Source organism: Pseudomonas sp. Larv2_ips (genome assembly GCF_963879675.1).
Classification (GTDB): domain Bacteria; phylum Pseudomonadota; class Gammaproteobacteria; order Pseudomonadales; family Pseudomonadaceae; genus Aquipseudomonas.
This window is the reverse complement of the sequence record NZ_CAWOAW010000006.1, coordinates 304,244-330,342: the sequence shown is the minus strand read 5'-3', so window position 1 is coordinate 330,342 and position 26,099 is coordinate 304,244. Positions and strand designations below refer to the sequence as shown.

Below are 26,099 nucleotides of genomic sequence, written 5' to 3'. Positions count from 1 at the left end.
CGCTTCAAAACGGTCATCTCTGATTGATACCGTTCTCCCGCCACCTGTCCGAGGGGCGCTGCAGCAGGCTCGACCTGTCAGGCTCGGATGGGGCGTTGTCAGGCCTGGTTTATCGGGTTTGATACTAAACGCACAACGGCGCCCATTCGCACACTACGAATGGAGGCTCTTCATGAGCGCTGTAATCACGCCTGCAGATTTCACCGACTACAAAGTCGCCGACATGTCCCTCGCTGCCTGGGGCCGTCGCGAAACCTTTATCGCCGAATCCGAAATGCCTGCCCTGATGGGCCTGCGTCGCAAATACGCCGCTGAGCAACCGCTCAAGGGCGCGAAGATTCTCGGCTGCATCCACATGACCATCCAGACAGCCGTGCTGATCGAGACCCTGGTCGCGCTGGGCGCCGAAGTGCGTTGGTCGTCCTGCAACATTTTCTCGACTCAAGACCAGGCCGCTGCTGCTATCGCTGCTGCCGGCATCGCGGTCTATGCCTGGAAAGGCGAGACCGAAGAAGAGTATGAGTGGTGCCTGGAGCAAACCATCCTCAAAGATGGCAAGCCATGGGACGCCAACATGATCCTCGACGACGGCGGCGACCTGACTGAGCTGCTGCACAAGAAGTACCCGCAGATCCTCGACCGCGTCCACGGCGTGACCGAAGAAACCACCACCGGCGTGCACCGCCTGCTGGACATGCTGGCCAAGGGCGAGCTGAAAATCCCGGCCATCAACGTCAACGACTCGGTGACCAAGAGCAAGAACGACAACAAGTACGGCTGCCGTCACAGCCTGAACGATGCCATCAAGCGCGGCACCGACCACCTGCTGTCGGGCAAACAAGCCCTGGTGATCGGCTACGGCGACGTGGGCAAGGGTTCGTCCCAGTCCCTGCGTCAGGAAGGCATGATCGTTAAAGTCTCCGAAGTTGACCCGATCTGCGCCATGCAAGCCTGCATGGACGGTTTCGAAGTGGTTTCGCCGTTCATCAACGGCCAGAACGACGGCACCGAAGCGAGCGTCGACAAGGCCCTGTTGGGCAAGATCGACCTGATCGTGACCACCACCGGTAACGTGAATGTTTGCGACGCGAACATGCTCAAAGCCCTGAAAAAGCGCGCCGTGGTGTGCAACATCGGTCACTTCGACAACGAAATCGACACCGCTTTCATGCGCAAAAACTGGGCATGGGAAGAAGTGAAGCCGCAGGTGCACAAGGTTCACCGCACCGGCGCTGGCGATTTTGACCCACAGAACGACGACTACCTGATCCTGCTGGCTGAAGGCCGTCTGGTTAACCTGGGCAACGCCACTGGCCACCCAAGCCGCATCATGGACGGTTCGTTCGCCAACCAGGTTCTGGCGCAGATCTTCCTGTTCGGCCAGAAGTACGCCGACCTGTCGCCAGCCCAGAAAGCCGAGCGCCTGACTGTGGAAGTGCTGCCCAAGAAACTCGACGAAGAAGTGGCCCTGGAAATGGTCCGCGGCTTTGGCGGCGTAGTGACTCAACTGACCAAAACCCAGGCCGACTACATCGGCGTGACGGTTGAAGGCCCGTTCAAGCCGCACGCTTACCGCTACTGATATGCCTGCTGCCTGCTCCCCTTGTGGGAGCGGGCTTCTAATGTAGGAGGGGGCTTGCCCCCGATAGCGGAATGTCAGTTAACAACTATGTCGACTGATACATCGTCATCGGGGGCAAGCCCCCTCCCATATTGACGGCGTACATCTCCCGGTTTTATGAGTTTTCAAGGGTATTACCATGTCCCAAGACCGTCGCTACAGCTTCGAGTTCTTCCCGACCAAGACCGATGCTGGGCATGAAAAACTGATGGCGACTGCCAAGCAGTTGGCCAGTTACAACCCCGACTTCTTCTCCTGCACCTACGGCGCCGGCGGTTCGACCCGTGATCGCACGATCAACACCGTGTTGCAGCTGGAAAGCGAAGTCAAAGTTCCCGCCGCTCCGCACTTGTCGTGCGTGGGCGACAGCAAAGCCGACCTGCGCGGCCTGCTGACCCAGTACAAGCAAGCCGGCATCAAGCGCATCGTCGCCCTGCGTGGCGATTTGCCGTCCGGCATGGGCATGGCCAGCGGTGAGCTGCGCTACGCCAATGACCTGGTGAGTTTCATCCGTGAAGAAAGCGGCGATCACTTCCATATCGAAGTGGCGGCGTACCCGGAGATGCATCCCCAGGCACGCAATTTCGAAGACGACCTGCAGAATTTCGTGCGCAAGGCCAACGCCGGCGCCGACAGCGCGATCACCCAGTACTTTTTCAACGCCGACAGCTATTTCTACTTCGTCGAGCGTGTACGGGCCATGGGCGTGAACATCCCGATCGTGCCGGGCATCATGCCGATCACCAACTACAGCAAGCTGGCGCGCTTCTCCGACGCTTGCGGCGCTGAAATCCCGCGCTGGGTGCGCAAGCAACTGGAAGCCTACGGCGACGACGTCAAGAGCATCCAGGCGTTTGGCGAGCAGGTCATCACCCAGATGTGCGAACAACTGCTGCAAGGCGGCGCGCCAGGGTTGCACTTCTACACCCTGAACCAGGCTGAACCGAGCCTGGCCATCTGGAACAACCTCAAGCTGCCACGCTGAGGCTTGCTCCGTGACTCAAAGGCCCTCGTCAATACGAGGGCCTTTTTGTTTTAAATGCGCCACATCAACGTGCCCGCGAATGCTTGCGCCAGAGCTTCTCTTTAGCGCAAGAGCGTCGTAACCTCAGGGCATGCCTGTCATTCTCAAGTTGTTGACTGCTGTGTTTTTTACTTGCCTGAGCCTCACCGCTTACGGTGAGAAACTGCGCATTGTCACCGAGCCCTGGGCCCCCTACGTCTACGACGACAAAGGCAGCATGCGCGGGCTGGATTACGAAACCACGGTGACCGTGTTCCAACGCCTGGGCGTGGACGTGCAATGGCAATTCCTGCCCTGGAAGCGCTGCCTGGCGATGCTCGACCAAGGCCACGCCGATGGCGCACTGGACATCTTTCACAGCCATGAGCGCGACGCCCTGCTGCTTTACCCCAGCGAGCCGCTGTCGGATGTCGAATTCGTGCTGTTCTACGCCAACGACCGCCCTCATCCGGCCGAAACCCTCGATGATCTGCGCGGGCTCACCGTCGGTACATCCCCTGGCTACCTCTATGGCGAAGATTTCAGCGAGTCGACCTTGTTCAACCGCGAGCCGGCGCCCAGCCATGAGGCCAACTTCGGCAAGCTGTCGCTGGGGCGCATCGATCTGGTCATTACGGACCGCCGAGTGGGCCAGCATGTAATCAAGGCCATAGGCCTGGAGGGCAAGGTCAGCCAGGCGCCCGTGGTGGTCAGCCGCCAGCCGCAGTTTCTTGCCGTGCGCCGTGGCGCCGGCATGGATTTGCTGGTGCAGCGCTTCGCGGCCGAGCTCAAGCGCTTCAAACAAGAGCCGGCCTACGCCGCCTTGAGCGCAAAATACGGTGGAATCCAGGCCATCACGGCCTCTGAACACACCGTTGAGCAGCAGGAAAGCAGCGCGCCGTGATTGCTCTGTTATACTCCGGCCTTTCCGCCAGGCTCACGCCCGGCCGCTGAGGTCTTGAAAAAGGCACCTAACCCAGCTACTGCGCAGCTTTCAGCCCGCGCGAGCCGGTGGAGTGCCCGCCAGACGCAGCAGGACCGGACGGGGTTGCGCTCCCCTAAGCGCCATTCACGCCCGGCAAGATTATCCCTTTGGGCCAAGCCCTAACTAAAACAGGATTACTCATGTCCTTTGCTTCCCTCGGTCTCTCCGAGGCTTTAGTCCGCGCCATCGAGGCAGCGGGCTATACCGAGCCTACTCCGGTGCAACAGCGGGCCATTCCCGCCGTGTTGCAAGGTCGCGACCTGATGGTTGCGGCTCAGACAGGTACTGGTAAAACCGGTGGTTTCGCCCTCCCGATTCTGGAGCGCTTGTTCCCCAACGGTCACCCGGACAAATCCCAGCGTCACGGCCCGCGCCAACCGCGCGTACTGGTCCTGACCCCTACCCGCGAACTCGCCGCCCAGGTGCACGACAGCTTCAAGCTGTATGCCCGCGACTTGAAGTTCGTTAGCGCCTGCATTTTCGGCGGCGTCGGCATGAACCCACAGGTTCAGGCCATGTCCCGCGGTGTTGACGTGCTGGTCGCCTGCCCGGGTCGTTTGCTCGACCTGTGCGGCCAAGGCAGCGTTGACTTGTCCCACGTGGAAATCCTCGTGCTGGACGAAGCCGACCGCATGCTCGACATGGGCTTTGTCCATGACGTGAAAAAGGTTCTCGCACGCCTGCCGGCCAAACGTCAGAACCTGCTGTTCTCGGCAACGTTCTCCCAGGACATCACCGCCCTGGCCGGCAAGCTGCTGCACAACCCGGAACGCATCGAAGTCACGCCGCCGAACACCACGGTCGAGCGGATCGAGCAACGCGTATTCCGCCTGGCTGCCAGCCACAAGCGTGCGCTGCTGGCCCACCTGATCACCGCCGGCGCCTGGGAACAAGTGCTGGTGTTTACCCGCACCAAGCACGGCGCCAACCGCCTGGCCGAGTACCTGGACAAACACGGCCTCACCGCCGTCGCCATCCACGGCAACAAGAGCCAGAACGCGCGCACCAAAGCCCTGGCCGATTTCAAGGCCGGTGAAGTGCGCATCCTGGTCGCCACCGACATCGCCGCGCGCGGCCTGGATATCGACCAACTGCCACACGTGGTCAATTTCGAGCTGCCAAACGTCGACGAAGACTATGTGCACCGTATCGGCCGTACTGGCCGTGCCGGGCGGTCGGGCGAGGCCATTTCTCTGGTCGCCCCGGACGAAGAAAAACTGCTGAAAAGCATCGAGCGCATGACCAAGCAGAAAATCGCCGACGGCGACCTGATGGGCTTCGATGCCAGCGCCGTAGAGGCTGAAAAGCCTGAAGTGCGCGAGCGTCCGGATGTGCGTAACCCACGCAACCCACGCGGTCCGAAGGGCGATGGCCCGAACGGCGGCGGTGGTGGCGGTGGCCGTCGCGACAAAGGCAAGGACAAAGGCGGCAAGGACAAAGCGCCCACCAACGGCCGTGGCGAACGCCCAGCCCGTGAGCAAAAGCCGCGCGAAGGCACCCCGGCCCGCGAACAGCGCCAGCCAAGCCAGCCGCCACGCGCCGCGGCCGACCGCGCCCCGGACGAGTTCCTCGACGACGACGTGGACAACTTCGGTAACCGCGTCGACTACGTGCCTCAGGCCAAACCGGCCCAGGGCCGTGGCCGTCGTCCAGGTGCACCGGCACAGGGTGCAGGCGCAGCCGCTCCACGTGGCGGCCAGCCGCAGGGCGGCCGTCAGAATGGTCCGCGCAACAGCAGCGGCGGCACCACCGGCACGCCACCTGCCAAACGCAGCGGCCCACGCAATGGCGCACCGCGTGACGGTCAAGCCCGTCGCGAAGACTCGCGCAGCAACAACCGCCGCCCGGCCCGTGACGACCAGCCACGCTCGTCCGAACCTGCCGTGCAGAACCCGCGCGGTGGCCCGGCGCCGAAGATCATCCATAAGGAGTCGAAGGCTGACCGCTTCCCGACACCCGAGCAGTTGGATCAACTGCCAGGCCGTCCTCGTGGTGAAAAACCGGCGTTGCTGACCCGCAACCGCTGATTTTCAACGCGCCATAAAAAATGCCCCGCATCCAAAGATGCGGGGCATTTTTGTGTGCGAGGCGAAAATTACTTCGCTTTCACACCTTCAAACGTCACGTACAACTCAACCGAGTTGGACGCTGGACCCAGGTCCATCTGCTTGCCGAAGTCCTGGCGATTGATGGTGGTGGTGCCTTCGAAGCCGGCACGGTAGCCGCCCCATGGATCCTTGCCTTCACCCAGGAACGTGGCCTTGACCACTACTGGCTTGGTCACGCCCAGCAGGGTCAGGTCGCCTGCTACGTCAGCAGTGACTTTGCCATCAGCATTCTTGCCGGTTGGCGTGACCTTGGTGGACACGAACTTGGCGTCGGCAAACTTGGCAACGTCCAGGAAGTCTTTGCTGGCGATGTGCTTGTCACGTTCGGCGTGGTTGGTGAACACGCTGGCGGTGCGCACGTTCACTTCGATCTTGGCGTCTTCAGGCTTGGCAGCGTCGAAGCTGAACTTGCCGTCCAGGTCCTTGAAGGTACCGGTGATGTAGCTGTAGCCCAAGTGGCTGATCTTGAAGTCGACGAAGGCGTGCTGGCCTTCTTTGTCGATCACGTAGTCAGCGGCCATCGCTGAACCGGCGGACAGCAGAGCAGAACCGATTGCCAGAGCGGCGAGTGTCTTTTTCAACATGCTTTCTATTCCTTGTGAGTCGAGGTTGAACATCAGGCTTTGCGCCCCAGCATTCGCAGGAGGGTCGCATCACGATCGATAAAGTGGTGTTTCAATGCAGCCACGCCGTGCAAACCGGCAAAGACCACCAACACCCAGGCAAGGTACAAGTGCACCACACCGGCGGTGTCTGCCTGGTCCGGTAGCCCGGAAACCACGGCAGGAATCTCAAACAGGCCAAACACCGGGATACCGACACCGTCTGCGGTGGAAATCAGGTAACCGGCAATCATCACGGCAAACAGCCCGAGATACAGGAACGCATGGCCAAACGCAGCGCCCAAACGGGTCAAACGACTGTAGCTGGCCAGCGGCGGTGGTGGCGGGCTGACCAAACGCCAGACGATGCGCACGAGCATGATGGCGAACAGCGTGATGCCGATGCTCTTGTGCAGGTCGGGCGCGTCTTTGCGCCAGGCGCTGTAGTAGTCGAGACCGACCATCCACAGGCCCAGCGCGAACAAACCAAACACCACCAGGGCCACGCCCCAGTGCAAAACCATGCTGACCCAACCATAGCGGGCCGGTGAATTACGTAGCTGCATGTCCCAAATCCCGTAAGAACTGTGCCCAAGACTAGCGATTTACCTATCGAATTAAAGCGGAAAATTTCGCTTTGAAATATCGAGAAATACGATCAAGAGGTTATGCACAGTACGTTAACAATGGATTAAGGACTATTCCTGAGAAACGTGACAGACCGTCCCGCGTTTACTGCCAATTCATCCGTAATGGGTTGTGGCACCGCCTGGCATTGCATAGGCTTGCGCGATTGTTACGCCTGCGCCGGCCGCAGGACCGCTTCGAGGAGATAACCGATGGGCTTGAATAACCAGTGGATGCAACGCGACCTCGCGGTGCTGTGGCATCCCTGCACCCAAATGAAAGATCACCAGCAACTGCCGCTGATCCCGATCAAGCGCGGTGAAGGCGTGTGGCTGGAAGACTTCGAAGGCAAGCGCTACCTCGATGCGGTCAGTTCCTGGTGGGTCAACGTATTCGGCCACGCCAACCCGCGCATCAACCAGCGCATCAAGGATCAGGTCGACCAACTGGAACACGTGATCCTCGCCGGTTTCAGCCACCAGCCGGTGATCGAGCTGTCCGAACGCCTGGTCAAAATGACGCCCGAAGGCCTGACCCGCTGCTTCTACGCCGATAACGGTTCGTCGTGCATCGAAGTCGCGTTGAAGATGAGCTTTCACTATTGGCTCAACCGCGGCCTGCCGAACAAAAAGCGCTTCGTGACCCTGACCAACAGCTACCACGGCGAAACCATCGCCGCGATGTCGGTAGGCGATGTGCCGCTGTTTACCGAAACCTACAAGGCCTTGCTGCTGGACACCATCAAGGTGCCGAGCCCGGACTGCTACCTGCGCCCCGACGGCATGAGCTGGGAAGAACATTCCCGGAACATGTTCCTGGCCATGGAACAGACCCTTGCCGAAAACCACGACACCGTCGCCGCCGTGATCGTCGAACCGCTGATCCAGGGCGCCGGCGGCATGCGCATGTACCATCCGGTGTACCTCAAGCTGCTGCGCGAGGCCTGCGACCGCTACGGCGTGCACCTGATCCACGATGAAATCGCTGTGGGCTTCGGCCGTACCGGCACGATGTTCGCCTGTGAACAGGCCGGCATCCGTCCGGACTTCCTGTGCCTGTCCAAGGCCCTCACCGGCGGCTACCTGCCGTTGGCCGCCGTGGTCACCACCGACGATGTCTACGACGCCTTCTACGACGACTACCCGACCCTGCGCGCCTTCCTGCACTCCCACAGCTACACCGGCAACCCGCTGGCGTGCGCGGCGGCCCTGGCGACCCTGGATATTTTCGAAGAAGACAACGTCATCGAAAACAACAAGGCGCTGGCCCAGCGCATGGCCACCGCCACCGCGCACCTGGCGGACCACCCGCACGTCTCGGAAGTGCGCCAGACCGGCATGGTGCTGGCCATCGAGATGGTCCAGGACAAAGCCACCAAGACCGCCTACCCGTGGCAGGAACGCCGTGGCCTGAAAGTCTTCGAACATGCCCTGGAGCGCGGCGCGCTGTTGCGGCCGTTGGGCAGCGTGGTGTATTTCCTGCCGCCGTATGTGATCACACCGGAGCAGATCGACTTTTTGGCTGAAGTGGCCAGTGAAGGCATCGATATCGCCACCAACGATAAAGTCAGCGTTGCGGTGCCGAAAGACTTCCACCCAGGCTTCCGTGATCCGGGCTGATAGCACCTACTTAAATTTTCCAGAGAACAGAAATGAGACTGTCCCGCTTTTTCACCGACACCCCGCTGAGCCTTGGCGAGCACGAACTGCCCGAAGCCCAGGCCCACTACATCAGCCGTGTATTGCGCATGGGCGAAGGCGATGCCGTGCAACTGTTCGACGGCTCCGGCCAGGAGTTTTTGGGCACGTTGCTGGAGGTCGGTAAAAAACGCGTCAGCGTGCAGCTCACGCAAAGTTTCGCAGGCCAGAGCGAATCGCCGCTGCACATCCACCTCGGCCAGGGCCTGTCCCGGGGCGAGCGTATGGACTGGGCGATTCAGAAAGCCACCGAGCTGGGCGTGAATGAAATCACGCCGATCTTCAGCGACCGCTGCGAAGTGCGCCTCAAGGACGAGCGCGCCGATAAACGCCTGCTGCACTGGCGCCAGGTGGCGATCAGCGCGTGCGAGCAATGCGGGCGTTCGACGGTGCCGGTGATTCATCCGCCGCTGCTGCTCGCAGACTGGCTGAAGCAGGCCGAGGCGCAGTTGAAGCTGGTGCTGCACCCGGTGGCCGCGCCGATGATCAGCCATGCCAAGCCTGCCAGCCTGGCGTTTTTGATCGGGCCTGAAGGTGGCTTGACCGATAACGAAGTCGACACCGCCCAAAGCGCCGGCTTCCACGCCGCCCGCCTCGGCCCGCGCGTGCTGCGCACTGAGACGGCGCCAGTGGTGGCGCTGGCCGTCGCCCAGCAACTGTGGGGCGACTTCTAACCCCGCTGTGCAAACCCTAACCCAATGTGGGAGCGCGCTTGCTCGCCAATGCGGTGGATCAGTCAGCCTGTTTATCAACTGACACACTGCCTTCGCGAGCAAACACGCTGCCAGATTTTGGATTGGGTTGTCAGTCCACCGGCTCACTGATCGGCTTGGCGATAATCGCCTTCAACTCAGCCGTCATCGGGAATTCCAGGTTCAAGCCCTTGGGCGGGATCGGCTGCTCAAACCAGCGCTGGTAAATCCCGTTGATTTCACCGGAGCGGTAAAGGTCAGCCAGCGTTTCGTTGACCACCGCCAGAAGCTGCGGGTCGTCCTTGCGCACCATGCAGCTGTAGATCTCCCGCGACTGCTCCTTGCCCACCACTACCCAGCGGTGCGGGTCGCGGGCTTTGGCGCGCTCGCCGTAGAGCAGCGCATCGTCCATGTAAAACGCCGCCGCGCGGCCGGTCTCAAGCATCTTGAAGGCTTCGCCGTGGTCCTTGGCACTGATCACCGACATGTTGCTGTTGTGTTCGGCGTTGTAGTGCTTGAGGTACCGCTCATTGGTGGTGCCGGCGGTGGTCACCACGTTCTTGCCCTTGAGGTCGTCAAACCCGTGGATGCCGCTGTCCCTGGCGGTCAGCAACTGACCCTTCACGTAGATAAACCCGTACGAAAACGCCACCTGTTTCTGGCGCTCGGCGGTCACCCCGGTGGAGCCGCATTCCAGGTCCACAGTGCCGTTCTGCACCAGCGGGATGCGGGTCTGGGACGTCACCAGGGTGTACTTCACGCCAAGGTTGGCCACGCCGATTTTCTGCTGGATGCGCTCGACGATCTTGCTCGCCAATTCCACTGAATAGCCCATGGGTTGGCCGCTGTTGTCACCTACGTAGGAAAACGGCACAGACGCATCGCGATAACCCAGCGTGATGGACCTGGCGCTGGCGATCTTGCCCAACGTGCCGTCCAGAGGTGCTTCAGTCGCCTGAGCCTGAGCGCCCAACAAAAGCCCCAGGGTGCAGCCGGTCAACAGGATTTTTTTCATTGTTATTCTCCGTTGGTGGTGTGACGAATCAAGCAGCGCGGGGCGCCAGGCCCTGCATATCGATGGAAGGCGCCTGCTGGCCGATCAGCTCGGCCAGCAGTTGGCCGCTGCCACAGGCCAAGGTGAAGCCGAGCGCACCGTGGCCAAGGTTCAGCCACAGATTGCGATAAGCACTCGCGCCAATCAGCGGCACACCGGTCGGCGTGGCCGGGCGCATGCCGGCCCATTCGACCGCCTGGGCGTAATCGCCGCCATGGGGAAAGGTCTCCAGCGCCTGGCGTTTGATCAGCGCCAGGCGCTTGGGCTCAAGGCGGGCGTCAAAGCCGACAATATCCACCATGGCGGCGACTCGCAGCTGCTCGCCGATCCGCGCGTAGACGATCTTGCGGTCGTAATCGGTGATGCTCACATTCGGCGCCTGGTGCTGCGCGCCAATCGGCACGCTCAGGCTGTAGCCTTTGAGCGGATACAGCGCAAGGGCCACGCCCGGCAACGCTAACTCGGCGCTGCGATGCCCGGCAGCGATTACAAGCTGGTCCACCGGCATCATTTCATCGCCTAGATCGATGGCCTGCACCGCACCCTCGCCGTGACGTAGTCCCGTGACCTTGCGGCCAAGCAAAAACGAGCAGCGCCCGGAAGCCTCAAGCCGCGCGGCCAGTCGTTGGCAGAAGGCATGACAATCTGCGACCTCTTCATTTGGCGTGTAAATACCGCCGACAAAACCGTCCCCCACCAGCGCCGGCTCCAGGCACGCGCACTCGGCGGCCGACAGCACCTGCTGTTGCAGAAAATCGGTGACCTTGCTGCGCGCAAGCTCAAAGGTGCCGGCACTGCGAAAGGTCACCAGCTTTCCGTTGCGCCGCCAGTCGAAGCCGTCCAGGCGATCATCCTCGCGCCATTGCTGCAAGGTGGCCTGGCTCAAAGACGCCAGGCGCAGCAGGTGAGCGGCATTACGCTTGTTCACCGAACCCCGGCAGGCGCCCAGGAAGGACGCCATCCAGCGCCATTGCCGGGGATCGAGACGCGGACGCAGGGTCAACGGCGAGTCCCCACGCAGCAGCCAGCCCAGCGCTTGCAGGGGCACGCCGGCGTCGGCCAGCGGCGCGACATAGCGGTAAGACAGTTGCCCGCCGTTGGCAAAACTGGTTTCGCTGCCCAGGCTGTCGCGCGCGTCGATCACCGTGACCTCATGGCCTGCGCGCACCAGGGCGTATGCACTCGCCAGACCGATGACACCGCCGCCGATGATGCAAACCCGCTCGGCCATTCCCCTCACCCGCAATTGAATTGACAGGCCTCAAGCCTAGGGGCAGGTGACAGGCCACCGACAATGAATAAAGATGGCTCACCTATAAACAAAGGTTATGGACGTGCCATGCGCTTGCGTCATATCGAAATCTTCCAGGCCATCCGCCAGACCGGCTCCGTCAGCGCCGCCGCGCAGTTGCTGCACGTCTCGCAACCGGCGGTGACCAAGGTGTTGCAGCACGCCGAGCTGCAACTGGGCTTTCCGCTGTTTCTGCGCGTGCGCGGCAAACTGCAGCCCACCCCGGAAGCCCTGGCGCTGGAACGCGAAGTCGAGAAAGTCACCGAGAGCCTGCAAGGTGTGCGGCGGCTGGCCAAGAGCTTGCGCCGCGAACCGGGCCAGAGTGTGCGCATCGGTGCGATCCCTGCCCTGGCATTGTCACTGCTGCCGCCTTCGATTCTGGAGTGGAAGCGCGCCTACCCGGACATCGCCTGCGAGCTGTCCAGCGACCACAGCCGTGAGCTGGTGCAGAAGCTGTTGATGCGTGAGATCGACCTGGCGCTGACGCTCAACTTCTCCGGCCACCCGGGTTTAACCACGCAAGTGTTGGCCAACGGGGTGCTGGTGGCGTTGGCTTCCAAGGGTTACTGGCCTGAGGCCGAGATGAGCAAACCGTTGCCACTGGCTGACCTGGCGGGGGCGCCGTTGATTGGCCTGTCCAGTGCCGACCCCTTGGCGGCAAAGCTCGACAGCTACCTGGAAAACGTCGACCCGCCGCCACGAGTGACCATTTCTGTCCAGACCTATTCTCTGGCCCGGGCCATGGTGGAGTCCGGCGCCGGCCTGACCGTGATCGATCCCTTCACTGCCCTCGGCGCATCGACGGCCACCACCTGCATCCGCACGCTCACCCCGCCGCTGCCGATCACCCTGTACGCGCTGACCCGCGCCGATGAGCCGCCGCCGCATATGCTGGCCAGCCTGCTGGAGATTTTCGGCAAGCGCGCCCGTGAACGGCTCGAACGCTTGTGAGAACACCACCCAACCAGTGTGGGAGCGGGCTTGCTCGCGAAAGCGGTGTGTCATTCAACGCATCCGGCGACTGATACACCGCATTCGCGAGCAAGCCCGCTCCCACACAAGCCCGCTCCCCCAGTTTTTGCCCGCGTCGCCTGTTAGAGCACGTAATGCATGATCGCCACAAAATGCAGCAGGCTGCCGCCGATCACGAACAAGTGCCAGATCCCATGGGAGTGGCGCAGGCGATCTTCGAGGGCAAAAAAGATAATCCCGACGGTGTACAACACCCCGCCCGAAGCCAGCCATACAAACCCCGCCGTGCCCAACGCGGCAATCAGCGGCTTGACCGCCACCAGCACGATCCAGCCCATCACCGCGTAAATCACAATCGACAGGATGCGCGCCTCGGAGCGCGGCTTGATCTCCTGCAGGATGCCGATCACCGCCAGCCCCCACACGATTCCGAACAGTGTCCAACCCCACGGCCCGCGCAGCGTCACCAGGCAAAACGGCGTGTAGCTGCCAGCGATCAACAGGTAGATCGAAAAGTGGTCGACCTTCTGCATGATCTCTTTTCGTCGCCCGCGCACGCTGTGGTACACGGTGGACGCGCTGTACAGCACCAGCAGCGTAAAACCATAAATCGCCACGCTGACAATCTTCCAGGGGCTGCCGTCCAGGCTTGCCACCACCAACATCCACACTGCGCCAACAAAAGCTGCAACCGCCCCGGCCAAATGGCTCCAGGCGTTAAATCGTTCCCCGTGATACATGTGTCACTCACCTCGCATAACGGTTACCACCTTGAGCATTCTGACGCCACCCTACCCATATCAGGTAACACCCTTTCTTCATTTGCCCAAATACCCATGTCCATAGATGATTCGCTTCATCCTGTGGGCGCTGGCTTGCCTGCGATAAGGGCCTAACACTCAACCTCTCTCTCGACTGTTACGCCGCAATCGCAGGCAAGCCAGCGCCCATGTAAAAGCGTCCTATCGGTAATTGCCATGCCCGAGCTAGAACCCGCCCCGCCTCATCCCAGCGTATGGCAGCTGTTTTACAACTTTGCCATGGTCGGCCTGTTCGGCTTTGGCGGCGTCATGCCCTGGGCGCGGCAGATGATGGTCGACCGCCGTCGCTGGGTCAGCGAGCAAAGCTTCAATGAACTGCTGACCACCGGCCAGTTCTTCCCCGGCCCCAATATCGCCAACGTCGGCATCATCTACGGGCGGCGCCTGCATGGCTTGCCCGGTGCGGTTGTGACCGTCTGCGGGCTGTACCTGTTCCCCTCGTTGATCACCGTGCTCGCCGGATTTGCCTATGCCAAGTGGTGGAGCCACGACGTGGTACAGCAGGTCTTCGGCGCGGTGATGCCGATTGCCACGGGTTTGATGCTCGGCACCACGCTGCGCCTGCTCAAGGCCATGCCGCGCACGCTCGCCAACTACAGCGCCTTCGTGTTGACCTTCGTATTGATGGCCGTCTTCGTGCTGCCGCTGTGGATGGTCTTGCTGATCTGCATTCCCAGCTCCCTGGCCTTGAGCTTTATCGGTTCGAACAAGGTGGCCGGCTGATGCAAACCGTCCTGCTGCACCTGATGATCCAATGCGCGCTGTGGTCGCTGATGGCGATTGGCGGCAACACGGTGGCCATCGGCGATATCCATCGCTACACCGTGGTCGACATGCACTGGATCACCGACGCGCAATTTGTCGCCTTCTTCGCCTTGTCCCAGGCGTTGCCAGGGCCCAACGGCATGTTCCTGGTGTTTATCGGCCAGCAGGCGGCGGGCTTGCCTGGCGCGCTGGTGGCGTTATTGGCCAAGCTGGTGCCCTGTTCGGTGCTGGCTTACCTGGGCGCCGGCTGGCTGGAACGGCACACCCGAACGCCGTGGGTGCAACGGGTCAAACGCAGCCTGCTGCCGATCTCCATCGGCCTGATCCTCGCCTCAACCTACATCCTGATGAACAGCCTGGAAAACAACGCGACCAGCCTGGTGCTGACCCTGGCCAGCGCCGCCGTGGTGTATTACACGCGGCTCAACGCGATCTGGCTGATCATCTGTGGCGTGCTGCTGGGCCTGGGCAGTGCATGGCTGGGAGTGAACTGGTTTTAGGGGCACAATCGAGGGCATTCGACTAAGAGCCACGGCCATGCTGATCGACGAAGAATTCACCCTCAAGAAGCTCGAGATCTTCCTGGCGTTCATGCGCACCGGCAACCTGGCCCGCGCCGCTGCCGAGTTGCAAACCAGCAACGTCAGCGTGCACCGCGCCATCCACTCGCTGGAAAACGCGCTGCGCTGCCCGCTGTTCAAACACGAAGGGCGCAACCTCACCCCGCTGGAAAGCGCCTACGTGCTGGAAGAGCGCGCGCAAAAGCTGGTGGCCGACGTGGTCGACAGTGTGCGCCTGACCCGCGAAGCCGCGGGGTTCTCGGCTGAGCGCTTCAAGCTGGGCTCGCTGTATTCGCTGACGGTCAAAACCGTACCGCAGCTGATCATGGGCCTGAAAATCAGGCGCAGCGAACTCAATATCGACCTGATCCTGGGCTCCAACTTTGACCTGCTCTACAAGCTCAAGAACATGGAAGTCGACGCGATCCTGATCTCCCTCGACGAACGCGCCAACGACCCCGATTGCGAGCAGATCGCGCTGTTCACCGACGACATCTTCCTCGCCACCCCGGCCGACTCACCCTTCGATCGCGAGCAGGAAATCGACCTGGCCGACGTGCGCGACGCAACCTTCATCACCCTCACCCAAGGCTTCGCCACGCACCAGGATGGCAACCGGGTGTTCAACCAGGCGGGGTTTGAGCCGAAGGTGGCGATGCAGGTGAATGACATCTTCACCTTGCTGAGCATGGTCAGTTCGGGCGTGGGTTATGCGCTGCTGCCGGGGCGGATTGCGGCGGTGTATGAGAACCGTGTGAAGCTGATACCGCTGCAGCCCAGGTACCGGCTGCAGCAGCACATTGGCGTGGTGTTTTTGAAGGCCAAGGAGCGTGATCCGAATTTGCTGGCGTTGTTGGCAGAGTGCCGGATGTATGCCAACCGCCAGGTGCCAACCTGACAAATCGCTTTCGCGAGCAAGCCCGCTCCCACATTTGAAATGCATTCCAAATGTGGGAGCGGGCTTGCTCGCGAAGAGGCCAGACCAATCAACTTGAATTACGGGGTTAGCCAACGATCCCTCGCACAATGAAGTACAACAACGAAGGCCCAAGCAAACACCCCAGCCCGGTATGGAAAGTAGCCGTCAACGCCCCGTACGGCACCAACCGCCGATCCGTCGCCGCCAACCCCGCCGTCACCCCACTCACCGTGCCGGCCAGCCCACCAAACACCATCGCCGAACGCGGGTTATCCAGGCCCATCCAGCGCGCCGCCACCGGCGTGCCGACCATCACCAGAATCGCCTTGATCAGCCCTGTCGCAATCGACAGCGCCATCACATCCGAGGTCGCGCCAATCGCCGCACCGGTCACAGGGCCAACGATGTAGGTCACGGCGCCCGCGCCGATGGTGGTCATGCTGATCGCATCGCGATAGCCAAACGCCCAGGCCATGCTCGCGCCGACAATAAACGGCAGGATCGTGCCGAGCAGCAACGCAATCACACCGATCAGCCCGGCTTTGCGCGCTTCGGTGGCCTGCACTTCAAACGCGGTGGCAACAATGGCGAAATCGCGCAGCATCGCGCCGCCCATCAAGCCGATGCCGGAGAACAGCGCCATGTCCGCCAGGCCTTTTTGCCCGCCGGTGAGTGTGCCGCCGACCCAGGCCAACACCAACCCGATCACGATGGCAATCGCCGAGCCATGAATGCGCCCGAACGTCAGGCGCTTGGACAGCACCACGGAAACCCACATCACCACCCCGACAAAGGCAAACGCGGTGACCAGGCTGTTATTTTCCAACCCTTTTTCGATCAGAGGCCACATATCAGCGACCTCCCGCAGCAGCGATCAACGGCTCTTCGGCAGGCAAGGGTTCGCCCTTGTGCGTGCGGCTGATCAGGGCAATGGTGCAACCGCAGACCACCACCGAACCGATGGCCGCCAGCACCGCGACCGGGCCGCCGTGCAGCGCGGTCACGACGTTTTGTTGCGCGGCCATCGCCACCACCACCGGGATGTACATGGCGCCCCAAAAGCCCACGCCCATTTCGCAGTCTTTGGTCATGCCACCGTGTTTTTGCATCCACAAGCGCGCGCAGATCAACAGGATCATGGCGATCCCGACACCGCCCACATTGGATTTGACGCCCAGCAACACGCCGAGCATGTCGCCGAGGATCACACCCGCCAACATGCAGATCGCCAACAAGGCCACACCATAAATAATCATCGTTGTTGTCCTCAAAGTGCTTCATCGAAATTGTTGTTTTTGTGCTTCGAAAGCCTTGGGTGGTGCTTTATCGGTGGCGGCGCTCCTCCTCTTGCAGCAGGGCCTGCAAGGTGTCCAGGCGCGCGCCTTCGCAGGCGATCACCGTGCCCTGCTCGAACACGCGGCGTGACAGGCCGGTGAGCACCGCGCCCGGCGGCAGCTCGATTTGCAGGCGCACGCCACGCTCGTAGGCGCTTTGCACGGTGCCGCGCCAATCGACGATGCGGCACATGTTGAAGGCCAGGTCGTCGCGCAGTTGCTCGGGGTTGTGGATCGGCCGCGCGCGGGTGCTGCTCAGGTAAGTAATGCGCGGCGCCTTGAGCGCAACGAATGCTTGCGCCAGCGCCTGGGCAGGCGCCTCCAGCAGCGCGCAATGGGACGGCACGCTGACCGCCAGGCGCTTGGCGACGCCGTTGCCCTTGATGCGCGCCGCGACGCGCTGCATCGCTTCATCGCTGCCAGCAATGACGGTTTGGTTGTCGGCGTTGATGTTGGCCAAATACACCGGCGTTTGCGGGCTGTGGATTTCGCTCAGTATTTTTTCGACTGTGGATAACTCAGGGCCGATCAGCGCGGTCATCCCAAAGCCTTGTGGATAAGCGTGTTGCATCAGCTCGCCGCGCAGGCTGACCAGTTTTACCGCGTCGGCAAACCCCAGGGCGCCCGCGATAACGGCCGCCGGGTAGGCGCCGATGGACAGGCCCGCCACGTAATCCGGCGTGTGTTGCAGCTGACGGGCATGGGCCACGCCGACAATCAGCAGGCACAGTTGAACAGCGCGCGTACTCGCCAAGGCTTGCGCCGAATCGAGCAGGCGAACGTCTTCACCCAAGGCATCACTGGCTTCTTCCAGCACATCAGCCGACAACGCCTGGAGCATGCCCGTGCGTTGGGCGCCCTGCCCCGGAAACACCAGAAGGCTGCTCATGCCACGGCCTGCCACGGGTCAACCACCAAGTGCGCGCCGCTGACGGTTTTCAGCAGTACTCGGCGCGAGCCACCCGCCCATTCGCGTAAGGCGACGGCGCCAAACGGGGTTTGCAGTTGCAGGTCCACGGCACATGGCGCGGTGTCCAATATCGCGAGCAAGTCCTCGGCATCACCGCGCTCCAGCCGCTGGGGCGTGCGCAGGATCAAATCCAGGTCGCTCTGCGCATGCAGCGCTGCAATTCCGCTGGCCAACTCGAAACCTGCGCTGCCGGTGACGCCCCACGCCTCCTGCGCTAACACGGGTCGTAGTAGATCGAGCGCGCGCAACGCCGGTAAATCCCGTGATGAGGTCACAGCGCGCAGCGCCTCGGGCACTACTCGCCGCTGCACCGCTGCGATAGGCATCACCGCCGCAAACCGCTGCTCACGCAAACGCCCGCGCACGCCGACGGCCACCTGGCCCGGCTCGGCGATGGCGCGACGCACCACCACCGGATGGCCGGCGTTGATCGCCTCCAACACCCACGCCGGCGCGTCGGCGGGCAGATGCGCCGGGGTCATGCCCCAAAGCAAGTCGTGAGCGTTCACCATTGCTCCCTCAGCAATTGGCGCACGTGGCTGGAAGCGGCACGGTGGGTGGCGCCCAGGCGCCCTTTTAAATCGGGGCCCGCGACATCGTTGATGGCGTGCAGCAGGCAATCACTGACGCGCACCACATCGTTCGCCGTGGGGTGTTCAATTTGGCTGACCGACAGCGTCTCCCAGAGCAAACCAAGGCTGGCATAACTGTCGATGTCATAGGCCATCGGCGGCACGCTGGCGGCCAGGGCTTCCAGCTCTTCGACACTGCGCAGGGTCACCCGCGCCGCCGAGGCCTTGCCCATCGCATGCACCATCACGCCGGGGTCGCGCAGAGCAATCAGGCGGTTGGCCTGGTAGCCGTGGGCGAGGAACGCGCCGGACATGGCCTTGCCCACTAGCAGCGCAATCACCGGGTGGCCGGCCAACCGCGCGCGGGCGTAGCTGTCGGCAGCGGCGGCCAGGGCCTGATGAATGCCGAGGGCTTCTTCGCGACGGCCATAGGCTTGGCTGGGCACATCGACGATGGCGATGATCGGGCGCTTGTCGCCGCGCGCGATGGCATCGTCCACCGCCTTGGCCAGGCCCCAGCCTTCGAGCAGGCCGACCTCACCATTGCGCGCACGCGGGAAACGGTTGTGCGCGTCGGTGACCACGGCGATGAAGCGCACGGCTTGCTCACCCAATACGCCGTCGGCGACTTTCAGCGAGGCCGGCAAACCATCCACAGCTGTGGCGCCGGCACTCAATGCGTTGAACCACTGCAGGCCTCTCATGAGCGATCTCCTTGGTACAGGTCGCGCACCGTCGCCGCGTCGATCTGCGGCGTGGCGTCCAGCTCGGCCAGACGCGCCAGGTAAAAATCGACCTGACGGCTGCGTTGTTGTGTGGGCAAGCCTTGTTGCAGCAACTCGGTAACGGTCTGCTGAATCTGCGCCACATCGTCCGCCACGTAGCGGTCGGCCAAGCCGCTGTTGAAGCGTTGTTCGCCGCCCGTGAGGCTCCAGATAAACGGGCGGTCGCGGGAGTCGTATTCGTCCAGCCCTGCCTCCTGCTCGATCACTTGCGGGCCATTCAGGCCCACGCGTGCTTCGCGGGTGACGACGAGGTAACTGCACAGCCCAGCGGCGATGGACATGCCGCCAAAGCAGCCAACACTGCCGGCCACTACGCCGATCACCGGCTGGTACTGGCGCAGGTCGACAATCGCCGCGTGGATATCGGCAATCGCCGCGAGGCCAAGGTTGGCTTCCTGCAGGCGCACGCCGCCGGTTTCCAGCAACAGCACCGCGCCGGTCGGGATGCCCTTGCGGTTGTCTTCGGCCGCCAATTCCAGCGCACCGGCCATTTTTGCACCGCCGACTTCACCGAGGCTGCCGCCCTGGAAGTTGCCTTCGATAGCGGCCACCACCACCGGCTTTCCGGCGATGCTGCCTTTGGCGATCACCACGCCGTCATCGGCCTGGGGTACTACGCCCTGGCGGCTGAGCCACGGCGACATCACGCGCTGGAAGGGGTCGATCAGTTCGCGATACGTGCCGGCGTCCAGCAAGGCCTTGGCCCGCTGCCGGGCACCGAGTTCCACGAAGCTGTGTTTGCTGAGCAAGTCAGTCATGGCCGATCTCCTCGAAGCCTTGCTCCAGGCGCAAACGCACCACGCCGGGCGTGGCACCGAAGTCGTGGATATCAATCTTCAAAGCGGGTGGCGTGTGCTCCTGGAAGATCCGCTCGAACAGATGCTGCCAGCGTTGTTCGGCGCCATTCACCGAGGTCTGCACCTGGATGGTCAGCGTGCCGGGCGTGCCCGGTTCCAGCAGCACTTCCAGGTCGCCGGAGCCGACGCAACCCACCAGCGCACGGCCTTTGGGCGGCTGCCCGGCGGGGAATTCAAAGGATAAGGTTTCCATCAAAACGCTCCGTCGAGGCGGTCGATAAACAGGCAGGCGGCCAACAGGTCGGCGGCGCCGCCGGGGGAGGCATTCAGGGCCAGCAATTGGTCGTCGAGTTCGTGCAATTGGCGGCGACCGGTGAGGGTCGCGCTGCCACCTGCGTCCAGTACGGCTTGGGCGCCGCGTTGCATGGCGTGCAAGCCTTCGGTGCCGGCGCGGTAGAGCACGCAGGTGTCGGCGAGGTTGGTCATGATGGCGAGCAAGGCGTCCAGGCGGGCGTTCTGTTCGCCAGCGTTTTGCCGGCGGCTTTTGTGCAGTTGCGGCAGGCCGCGCTGCATTACGGACGGGAAGCCCAGTTGTGCTTCTTCACGGGCACCGCGTGCGCCGTAGCGTTGCGCAACCTGGGCGCCGTGGCTCATCGGCTGTGGGGCGTAGCGGTCGTTGAGCAGGGCCAGCTTGGCCGCCGTCAGCGTGACGCTGCGTGGTTCCAGCGCCGCCGCAGCAGTGAGCAAACCGAGCGCCCAGATCGCGCCGCGATGAGTGTTCACGCCATTGGTGGTGGTGAGCATCGCCTGCTCGCCTTCACGGCCAATGCGCCCGAGGGCTTCGCGCAAGGGCAAACCGACTTCACCGAACTCAAGCGCGGCTTCCGCCATCTCCTTGAACATCGGCCACAGCGACAGCGCCGAAGCGTGCATCAGGCCCAGGTGCAAATCGCTGTGGGCGCCATTGCCGCGACGGTCCACCAAGGCCGGTTTGGGCGACAAGTCCGCCTCATCTATCAATGCGTCGACGGCCATGTCTGCCAAGCGATCAGCCAGGCTGAGTTCATGCAATTTGAGGGCGCGCATTTACCAGCTCCTGAATTTGGCGGGCGGGTTGTACAGGCCACCGGACCACTCCACCAAGTCGGCCACGCTCTTGGCGGCCAACAGCTCGCGGGTGGCGTCGGTACGGCGGATGCCGAGGTCTTCGGGCAACGCGATCAAGCCTTCGCGGCGCATGCGCGCGGTGTCCTTGGGGTTGTGGCGCAGGCCGATGGCGGTGACGCCAGCGACCGCGGCGATCATCGCCTGGCGCTCTTCCAGCGAACGCGCCTTGTACAGGTAGGCAATGCCTTCTTCGGTGAGCAAGTGGGTGACGTCGTCGCCGTAGATCATGATCGGCGCCAGCGGCATGCCGCTTTTGCGCGCCACTTCCACTGCATCGAGGGTCTCGACAAAGGTCGGTTTGCCGCCTTCCTGGAAGGTTTCGACCATCTGCACCACGAGTTTTTTGCCGCGTTCGAGCAAAACTTCCTGCGCGTCGTCGTGGCGCATATCCAGCCAGGCTGGAGTGCCATGCCGACGGCCGCGCGGGTCGTGGCCCATGTTCGGCGCACCACCAAACCCGGCGAGGCGGCCACGGGTCACGGTGGAAGAATGCCCGTCGCCATCCACTTGCAGGGTGGCGCCGATAAACAGGTCCACCGCGTACTGGCCGGCGAGTTGGCAGAACATGCGGTTGGAGCGCATCGAGCCGTCGCGGCCGGTAAAGAACACATCCGGGCGGGCAGCAATGTAGTTCTCCATGCCCAGTTCGGTGCCGAAGCAATGCACGCTTTCCACCCAGCCGCTTTCGATGGCAGGGATCAGGGTTGGGTGTGGGTTGAGGGTCCAGTTGCGGCAGATTTTGCCTTTGAGGCCGAGGGATTCGCCGTAGGTCGGCAGGATCAATTCGATGGCGGCCGTATTGAAACCGATACCGTGGTTGAGCGACTGCACATTGTGTTTTTCGTAGATGCCACGGATCGCCATCATCGCCATCAGCACATGCACCGGCTTGATATGGCGCGGGTCGCGGGTGAACAGCGGCTCGATGTAGAACGGCTTGTCGGCCACCACCACAAAATCCACCCAGCTCGCGGGGATGTCGACGCGGGGCAAATCGGTGACGTCATCCACCAACTGGTTGACCTGCACGATGACGATGCCATCGCTGAATGCTGCCGGCTCGATCAACGCCGGGGTGTCTTCGGTGCTGGCGCCGGTGTAGATATTGCCGGCGCGGTCGGCCATGAAACCGGCCGAGAGCACGACGTTGGGGATCAGGTCCACCACCAGCCGCGCATAGAGTTCGATGTAAGTGTGGATCGCGCCAATTTCCAGCAGGCCGTCTTCCAGCAACTGGCTGATGCGCAGGGATTGGGTGCCGGCAAAGGAGAAATCCAGCTTGCGCGCGATGCCCTTTTCAAACAGGTCCAAATGCTCGGAACGCCCGACACTCGGCATGATCATGTGCAAATCGTGGAGCTTGGCCGGGTCGGCCTTGGCCAGGGAGCGCGAGAGGAAGTCGGCTTGTTTCTGGTTGTTGCCCTCCAGCACCACGCGGTCGCCGGGGAGGATCAGCGCTTCCAGCGCCTCGACGATTCTGTCACTGGGCAACACCGCCCCGTCTGCGTATTTTTTGACCAGCCCGAGGCGCCGCTGCTTCTCGTCGCGCCGCCGCGTCCAGCGCGAGTCGGGGGTGATGGTTGTTGTCATGGTCGCTCCACGGGGTTTGCTGTCGTGGGCTGTACCTTAGGAGTGAACGTGGGGGGTATCAATCAAGCCCGAAGGCGGATCGTTACGGCTGGAGTAATGGATCGTCAGCAATCGCTGAGCCAGGACCAAATGAAGATCAAAAAGTGGGAGCGGGCTTGCTCGCGAATGCGGTGGGTCAGTTACACATTTGCCGACTGACACCCTGCATTCGCGGGCAAGCCCGCTCCCACATTTGTTCGGTGGTGTTCAGGGAAATCTCATCATTGTCACCAATGGTCAGCCAACAAGTTTTCCACTTCATTCAGCAGTACTGTCGCGCCATCCATCAACTGCCCCAGCAACGCCTCGTCCTCATCCATATACCCTTCATATTCCGCCAGGTTTCGGCGTTCATGACACAACGCCAGTAACCTCACCTGCACCCTGTTCACGTCGGCGGAGTGAATCAGACATTGAAAGACCAGATAGCGTTTGTCAGAACGATACCCTTGCAGGCGCAAAGCCGTGAGCGCGATAGCGTGGGCGGCGTTGTAGGCCAAGTCGAAACGACTGGCGAACGATAGCTGTGGATTACCCGCATCCGTTAACCGGTCCCGTGCTGAGCGCATCAGCCCATCACACTCCTTGCGATCCGGCGGCTCAGCCTTCAAGCCACCACTACGTTGCAGATTCTCCAGATTGGCTTTGCTGTCCATCCATGGATTCCAGGGGGTTGGCCCCAATCAGATTGATCTTGTCCTGTGCCAAGACCCGCTGCACAAAACTGTTCCCGGCATTCCATTTGCCGATCCAGTCCTCGGGGGTGTAAAGCGTCGGGTTGATGGTGCGGCCCAGCTGCTCTTCCAGCGGCATGAGCTGCTCCATGACTTCACTGTAGTTGAGGCTTTCGCCGATCAGCATCAGATCTATGTCACTGGATGAGTGCGCCTCACCCCTGGCGATGGAGCCGTAGATAAAGGCCCAGGTTATCTGCTCCACGAACGGTGCCAATGCATTGCGCAAGGGTTCGTCCAGGCTCAGGGTCTTGCGCACGATGGCCAGCAACTCCGAGTAAATCGGGCATTGGGGGTTGGCTTGGTAGTGGGTCTGATTGCCTTGGCGCGTCATGCTCAAGATGCCCGCCAGCTGCAACCGCTCCAGCTCGCGGGTAAGGCTGCCCTTGCCCACCTGTGCCCAGCGCGCGATTTCATTGGTGAAGAAACTTTGATCGGGCTTGCCGAAAAGCAGGCCCAGCACTTTCTGCTGAGTGTTGGTGAAGAGTGCAGTAATGAGCGGCAAGGTTTGCATGGCAACGGCCAAAGAGTCCCAAAAAGGGAACGATAGGTCCCTTTTTGGGAACGATCAAGTGTTAGGCGATTGAGATATAGGAAACGATCAATCAGCAAATACTGGGTTCGAGCCGAATGAAGAACAAAATGTGGGAGCGGGCTTGCTCGCGAATGCGGTGGGTCAGTGACACATGTACCGACTGACACCCTGCATTCGCGGGCAAGCCCGCTCCCACATTTGTTCGGTGGTGGGTGTTAGATAGCGGTGCCAAGCAGGGACCGATCAATCTCTGTTTGGGGCCGCTTCAACCTACCTGCGCAGGGCTGACGTGTTCCAGCGCTCTATCGACCAGCAACTGACTCAACTCGGCCATTTGCTGAATGCCGAGCATGATTGCGCGCTGGGAGGTGTCCAGGTTGAAGGCAAGATTGCAGGTCATGGCGTTTAGCGACGATAAGGTTTCGCTGGCGTTGACCAGTAGAGCTTCGGTGTTTTGGTGTGGGTTGACGGTGAAGAGAGGCGGATTAGGGGTGGGTTTAGCCATGATTTACAGCTCCGATATGTGATGGAGGCTGCCCTCATCCGCTTGCACGCGAAATAGGGTGGCAGCCGTGCGCAGGTGTGCAAGACCGGGCATATCGGACCCCGGCAGACTCCAAGGAGTCTCCCGCGCACAGCCGCCATAACAAATACAGCAGGCATAAAAAACGCCCGTTGGATGGCTATGGGCGTTGGTGCGCCGACATGTAACCGGACTTGCACGTCCGTGTCACCGTTTTTTCGATGACGGGACGAAGACTAGCCGCCATGGCTACCCACAACAAGTTCATGTACAGCCCGAAATCTTGCAGGAAAAATCCGAAGACTGCCCCATCACAAAGCCATCATCACCTTGACCGCTCCAAGGCCCTCCAGCGCATAGCTGTGGTACTCATAGACCTTCCCCTGAATGATCAGGTGCAGCGCACCGCCCTCATCACTCACTTGAACATCGGGCTCTTTGGTTTTCAGAAAAGGATGTGCAGACACTAATGCGGTGAGTATTTCCTTATCACTCCCCAAGTCCTCATGGACGTAGTACCTGTAGGAAAATCCTACCGTCGCACCGCCCTGGCCGTCTCGCGCACCGTATATAGAGGTGCCGTTACCCAATGAATGCTTCAACACCACTTCATCCAGATCCGGTGTTCCGGACGACAGGATCCAACTGCCACCGATATAGATCAGGCAAACCACAAGCAGGCAATTACGCAGAAACGGTATGAGGCGCTTAGTGGCCTTGCGAAATTGCATATTCAATACCTTTTCTTATCCAATATTGGTCCCGTGGGTCATCACCAAAAGGCTCACCGCCCCACCATGTTCCAAAATCCGGAAGGGTGGTTTTTGCGGCGGTTTGAGCCACACCAGCAGCTCGCAACAACACATGCTCGGGAATGCCCAGCACCGTACCCGTAGCGCCGTAATTAAAGTTACCAAAAGCCTCATACTCGCGCCCTCGCCTCTTGTAGTTCCATGGGCCAGCAGCCCTGACCTGAGAATAAAACCAGGAATAGGCGAATGCCGAGCCCGGTTTGAGATGAGTACGTTTGCATCGAGATATCGCAATGTTTTCAAAAATTGAAACACCGGGCGGCATTAACGGTACGGCCATTTGCAGATCCTTGCAGGCAGTGAGGAGCGCAGAAGCTAGCCACTCCACTCAGGCCTGAAAACCCGCTTAATCCAAATGCAGAACTCGCCTACAGCAACTCCATCCCATTCCGACATGTGAGCAATCAACCCTCATCATTAGCAGATCCGAAATGGCGATAAGGTACGATCATCAACGACAATTTTTTGTCACGAAAACCCTAACGTTTGATTGAATTTGATAACACATCCACTGTTCGCGCCGA

The 26,099-nt window shown here is 61.4% G+C and carries 29 protein-coding genes and 1 riboswitch; of the genes, 10 read left to right on the top strand and 19 right to left on the bottom strand.

Annotated elements, in window-relative coordinates; all coding sequences use genetic code 11:
* Positions 1–44 precede the first annotated feature (44 nt).
* Positions 45–151: riboswitch (S-adenosyl-L-homocysteine riboswitch) on the top strand.
* A 21-nt stretch (positions 152–172) separates the two neighbouring features.
* From ahcY to AACV02_RS02890, 4 genes are all read left to right on the top strand, one after another.
* Entirely contained in the window at positions 173–1,582 is a 1,410-nt protein-coding gene (ahcY, locus tag AACV02_RS02905; protein ID WP_106575638.1) for an adenosylhomocysteinase, read from the top strand.
* A 178-nt stretch (positions 1,583–1,760) separates the two neighbouring features.
* Positions 1,761–2,606, top strand: coding sequence for a methylenetetrahydrofolate reductase [NAD(P)H] (gene metF / locus AACV02_RS02900; protein ID WP_106575639.1), 846 nt, complete (start codon positions 1,761–1,763; stop codon positions 2,604–2,606).
* A 130-nt stretch (positions 2,607–2,736) separates the two neighbouring features.
* A complete protein-coding gene (locus tag AACV02_RS02895; protein ID WP_119737515.1) occupies positions 2,737–3,528 on the top strand; it encodes a substrate-binding periplasmic protein in 792 nt (263 codons plus the stop codon).
* A 221-nt stretch (positions 3,529–3,749) separates the two neighbouring features.
* A complete protein-coding gene (locus AACV02_RS02890) occupies positions 3,750–5,636 on the top strand; it encodes a DEAD/DEAH box helicase (protein ID WP_106575641.1) in 1,887 nt (628 codons plus the stop codon).
* Positions 5,637–5,704: 68 nt separating this feature from the next.
* Here AACV02_RS02890 and AACV02_RS02885 read toward each other — a convergent pair whose 3' ends face one another.
* Positions 5,705–6,301 (bottom strand): YceI family protein, encoded by a 597-nt coding sequence (locus tag AACV02_RS02885; RefSeq protein WP_106575642.1) that lies wholly within the window; start codon positions 6,299–6,301, stop codon positions 5,705–5,707.
* Positions 6,302–6,333: 32 nt separating this feature from the next.
* A complete protein-coding gene (locus AACV02_RS02880; protein WP_106575643.1) occupies positions 6,334–6,885 on the bottom strand; it encodes a cytochrome b in 552 nt (183 codons plus the stop codon).
* A 273-nt stretch (positions 6,886–7,158) separates the two neighbouring features.
* On the opposite strand from AACV02_RS02880, the gene AACV02_RS02875 reads away from it, so the two are divergent.
* On the top strand, positions 7,159–8,565 hold the full coding sequence (locus AACV02_RS02875) for an adenosylmethionine--8-amino-7-oxononanoate transaminase (RefSeq protein ID WP_119737513.1): 1,407 nt from the start codon (positions 7,159–7,161) through the stop codon (positions 8,563–8,565).
* Between the two features lie 32 nt (positions 8,566–8,597).
* Complete coding sequence (locus AACV02_RS02870) at positions 8,598–9,317, top strand: 16S rRNA (uracil(1498)-N(3))-methyltransferase (RefSeq protein WP_119737511.1); 720 nt, start codon at positions 8,598–8,600, stop codon at positions 9,315–9,317.
* 130 nt (positions 9,318–9,447) lie between these two features.
* Here the strand turns inward: AACV02_RS02870 and AACV02_RS02865 are convergent, their stop codons facing one another.
* Positions 9,448–10,350, bottom strand: a complete 903-nt coding sequence (locus tag AACV02_RS02865) for a transporter substrate-binding domain-containing protein (protein ID WP_119737509.1) — start codon at positions 10,348–10,350, stop codon at positions 9,448–9,450.
* A gap of 28 nt (positions 10,351–10,378) precedes the next feature.
* On the bottom strand, positions 10,379–11,620 hold the full coding sequence (locus tag AACV02_RS02860) for a D-amino acid dehydrogenase (protein ID WP_119737507.1): 1,242 nt from the start codon (positions 11,618–11,620) through the stop codon (positions 10,379–10,381).
* 108 nt (positions 11,621–11,728) lie between these two features.
* Here AACV02_RS02860 and AACV02_RS02855 point away from each other — a divergent pair, with 108 nt between their 5' ends.
* Positions 11,729–12,631 (top strand): LysR family transcriptional regulator, encoded by a 903-nt coding sequence (locus AACV02_RS02855; RefSeq protein WP_119737505.1) that lies wholly within the window; start codon positions 11,729–11,731, stop codon positions 12,629–12,631.
* Between the two features lie 143 nt (positions 12,632–12,774).
* Here AACV02_RS02855 and trhA read toward each other — a convergent pair whose 3' ends face one another.
* Positions 12,775–13,392, bottom strand: coding sequence for a PAQR family membrane homeostasis protein TrhA (trhA, locus tag AACV02_RS02850; protein ID WP_106575649.1), 618 nt, complete (start codon positions 13,390–13,392; stop codon positions 12,775–12,777).
* Between the two features lie 237 nt (positions 13,393–13,629).
* On the opposite strand from trhA, the gene AACV02_RS02845 reads away from it, so the two are divergent.
* Genes AACV02_RS02845 through AACV02_RS02835 form a run of 3 tightly spaced genes read left to right on the top strand, consistent with a single transcriptional unit; the run spans position 13,630 to position 15,696 of the window.
* Positions 13,630–14,196: a chromate transporter gene (locus tag AACV02_RS02845; RefSeq protein WP_119737500.1), complete on the top strand. Its 567-nt coding sequence runs from the start codon at positions 13,630–13,632 to the stop codon at positions 14,194–14,196.
* The gene (locus AACV02_RS02840; protein WP_106575651.1) at positions 14,196–14,738 is read left to right on the top strand and encodes a chromate transporter; all 543 of its coding nucleotides are present in this window, start codon (positions 14,196–14,198) and stop codon (positions 14,736–14,738) included. Before AACV02_RS02845 ends, AACV02_RS02840 begins: the two co-directional genes overlap by 1 nt.
* Before the next feature lie 37 nt (positions 14,739–14,775).
* A complete protein-coding gene (locus tag AACV02_RS02835; protein WP_119737498.1) occupies positions 14,776–15,696 on the top strand; it encodes a LysR family transcriptional regulator in 921 nt (306 codons plus the stop codon).
* A 106-nt stretch (positions 15,697–15,802) separates the two neighbouring features.
* On the opposite strand, the gene madM is transcribed toward AACV02_RS02835, so the two are convergent.
* From madM to AACV02_RS02765, 14 genes are all read right to left on the bottom strand, one after another.
* Positions 15,803–16,567 carry a malonate transporter subunit MadM gene (gene madM, locus AACV02_RS02830; RefSeq protein WP_119737496.1) on the bottom strand — a complete coding sequence of 255 codons (765 nt, stop codon included), beginning with the start codon at positions 16,565–16,567 and terminating at the stop codon, positions 15,803–15,805.
* A gap of 1 nt (position 16,568) precedes the next feature.
* Entirely contained in the window at positions 16,569–16,973 is a 405-nt protein-coding gene (gene madL, locus AACV02_RS02825) for a malonate transporter subunit MadL (protein WP_106575654.1), read from the bottom strand.
* A 67-nt stretch (positions 16,974–17,040) separates the two neighbouring features.
* A complete protein-coding gene (gene mdcH / locus AACV02_RS02820) occupies positions 17,041–17,940 on the bottom strand; it encodes a malonate decarboxylase subunit epsilon (RefSeq protein ID WP_119737494.1) in 900 nt (299 codons plus the stop codon).
* Positions 17,937–18,533, bottom strand: a complete 597-nt coding sequence (locus tag AACV02_RS02815; protein WP_119737492.1) for a malonate decarboxylase holo-ACP synthase — start codon at positions 18,531–18,533, stop codon at positions 17,937–17,939. The genes mdcH and AACV02_RS02815 overlap by 4 nt, the downstream gene beginning before the upstream one ends.
* The gene (mdcE, locus tag AACV02_RS02810; RefSeq protein ID WP_119737490.1) at positions 18,527–19,297 is read right to left on the bottom strand and encodes a biotin-independent malonate decarboxylase subunit gamma; all 771 of its coding nucleotides are present in this window, start codon (positions 19,295–19,297) and stop codon (positions 18,527–18,529) included. Before mdcE ends, AACV02_RS02815 begins: the two co-directional genes overlap by 7 nt.
* Positions 19,294–20,136, bottom strand: coding sequence for a biotin-independent malonate decarboxylase subunit beta (locus tag AACV02_RS02805; protein WP_119737488.1), 843 nt, complete (start codon positions 20,134–20,136; stop codon positions 19,294–19,296). The genes mdcE and AACV02_RS02805 overlap by 4 nt, the downstream gene beginning before the upstream one ends.
* Positions 20,129–20,428, bottom strand: a complete 300-nt coding sequence (locus AACV02_RS02800; protein ID WP_056857713.1) for a malonate decarboxylase subunit delta — start codon at positions 20,426–20,428, stop codon at positions 20,129–20,131. The genes AACV02_RS02805 and AACV02_RS02800 overlap by 8 nt, the downstream gene beginning before the upstream one ends.
* Positions 20,428–21,261 (bottom strand): triphosphoribosyl-dephospho-CoA synthase, encoded by an 834-nt coding sequence (locus AACV02_RS02795; RefSeq protein WP_119737485.1) that lies wholly within the window; start codon positions 21,259–21,261, stop codon positions 20,428–20,430. Before AACV02_RS02795 ends, AACV02_RS02800 begins: the two co-directional genes overlap by 1 nt.
* The gene (mdcA, locus tag AACV02_RS02790) at positions 21,262–22,932 is read right to left on the bottom strand and encodes a malonate decarboxylase subunit alpha (RefSeq protein ID WP_119737483.1); all 1,671 of its coding nucleotides are present in this window, start codon (positions 22,930–22,932) and stop codon (positions 21,262–21,264) included.
* 266 nt (positions 22,933–23,198) lie between these two features.
* Positions 23,199–23,627, bottom strand: a complete 429-nt coding sequence (locus AACV02_RS02785) for a hypothetical protein (protein ID WP_119737481.1) — start codon at positions 23,625–23,627, stop codon at positions 23,199–23,201.
* Positions 23,590–24,219 carry a nucleotidyltransferase domain-containing protein gene (locus tag AACV02_RS02780; RefSeq protein WP_119737472.1) on the bottom strand — a complete coding sequence of 210 codons (630 nt, stop codon included), beginning with the start codon at positions 24,217–24,219 and terminating at the stop codon, positions 23,590–23,592. Before AACV02_RS02780 ends, AACV02_RS02785 begins: the two co-directional genes overlap by 38 nt.
* Positions 24,220–24,505: 286 nt before the next feature.
* Complete coding sequence (locus tag AACV02_RS02775; protein ID WP_119737470.1) at positions 24,506–24,745, bottom strand: DUF6124 family protein; 240 nt, start codon at positions 24,743–24,745, stop codon at positions 24,506–24,508.
* Positions 24,746–25,074: 329 nt separating this feature from the next.
* Complete coding sequence (locus AACV02_RS02770; RefSeq protein WP_119737467.1) at positions 25,075–25,494, bottom strand: hypothetical protein; 420 nt, start codon at positions 25,492–25,494, stop codon at positions 25,075–25,077.
* Positions 25,472–25,855: a polymorphic toxin type 44 domain-containing protein gene (locus tag AACV02_RS02765; RefSeq protein ID WP_106575665.1), complete on the bottom strand. Its 384-nt coding sequence runs from the start codon at positions 25,853–25,855 to the stop codon at positions 25,472–25,474. The genes AACV02_RS02770 and AACV02_RS02765 overlap by 23 nt, the downstream gene beginning before the upstream one ends.
* Positions 25,856–26,099: the final 244 nt, after the last annotated feature.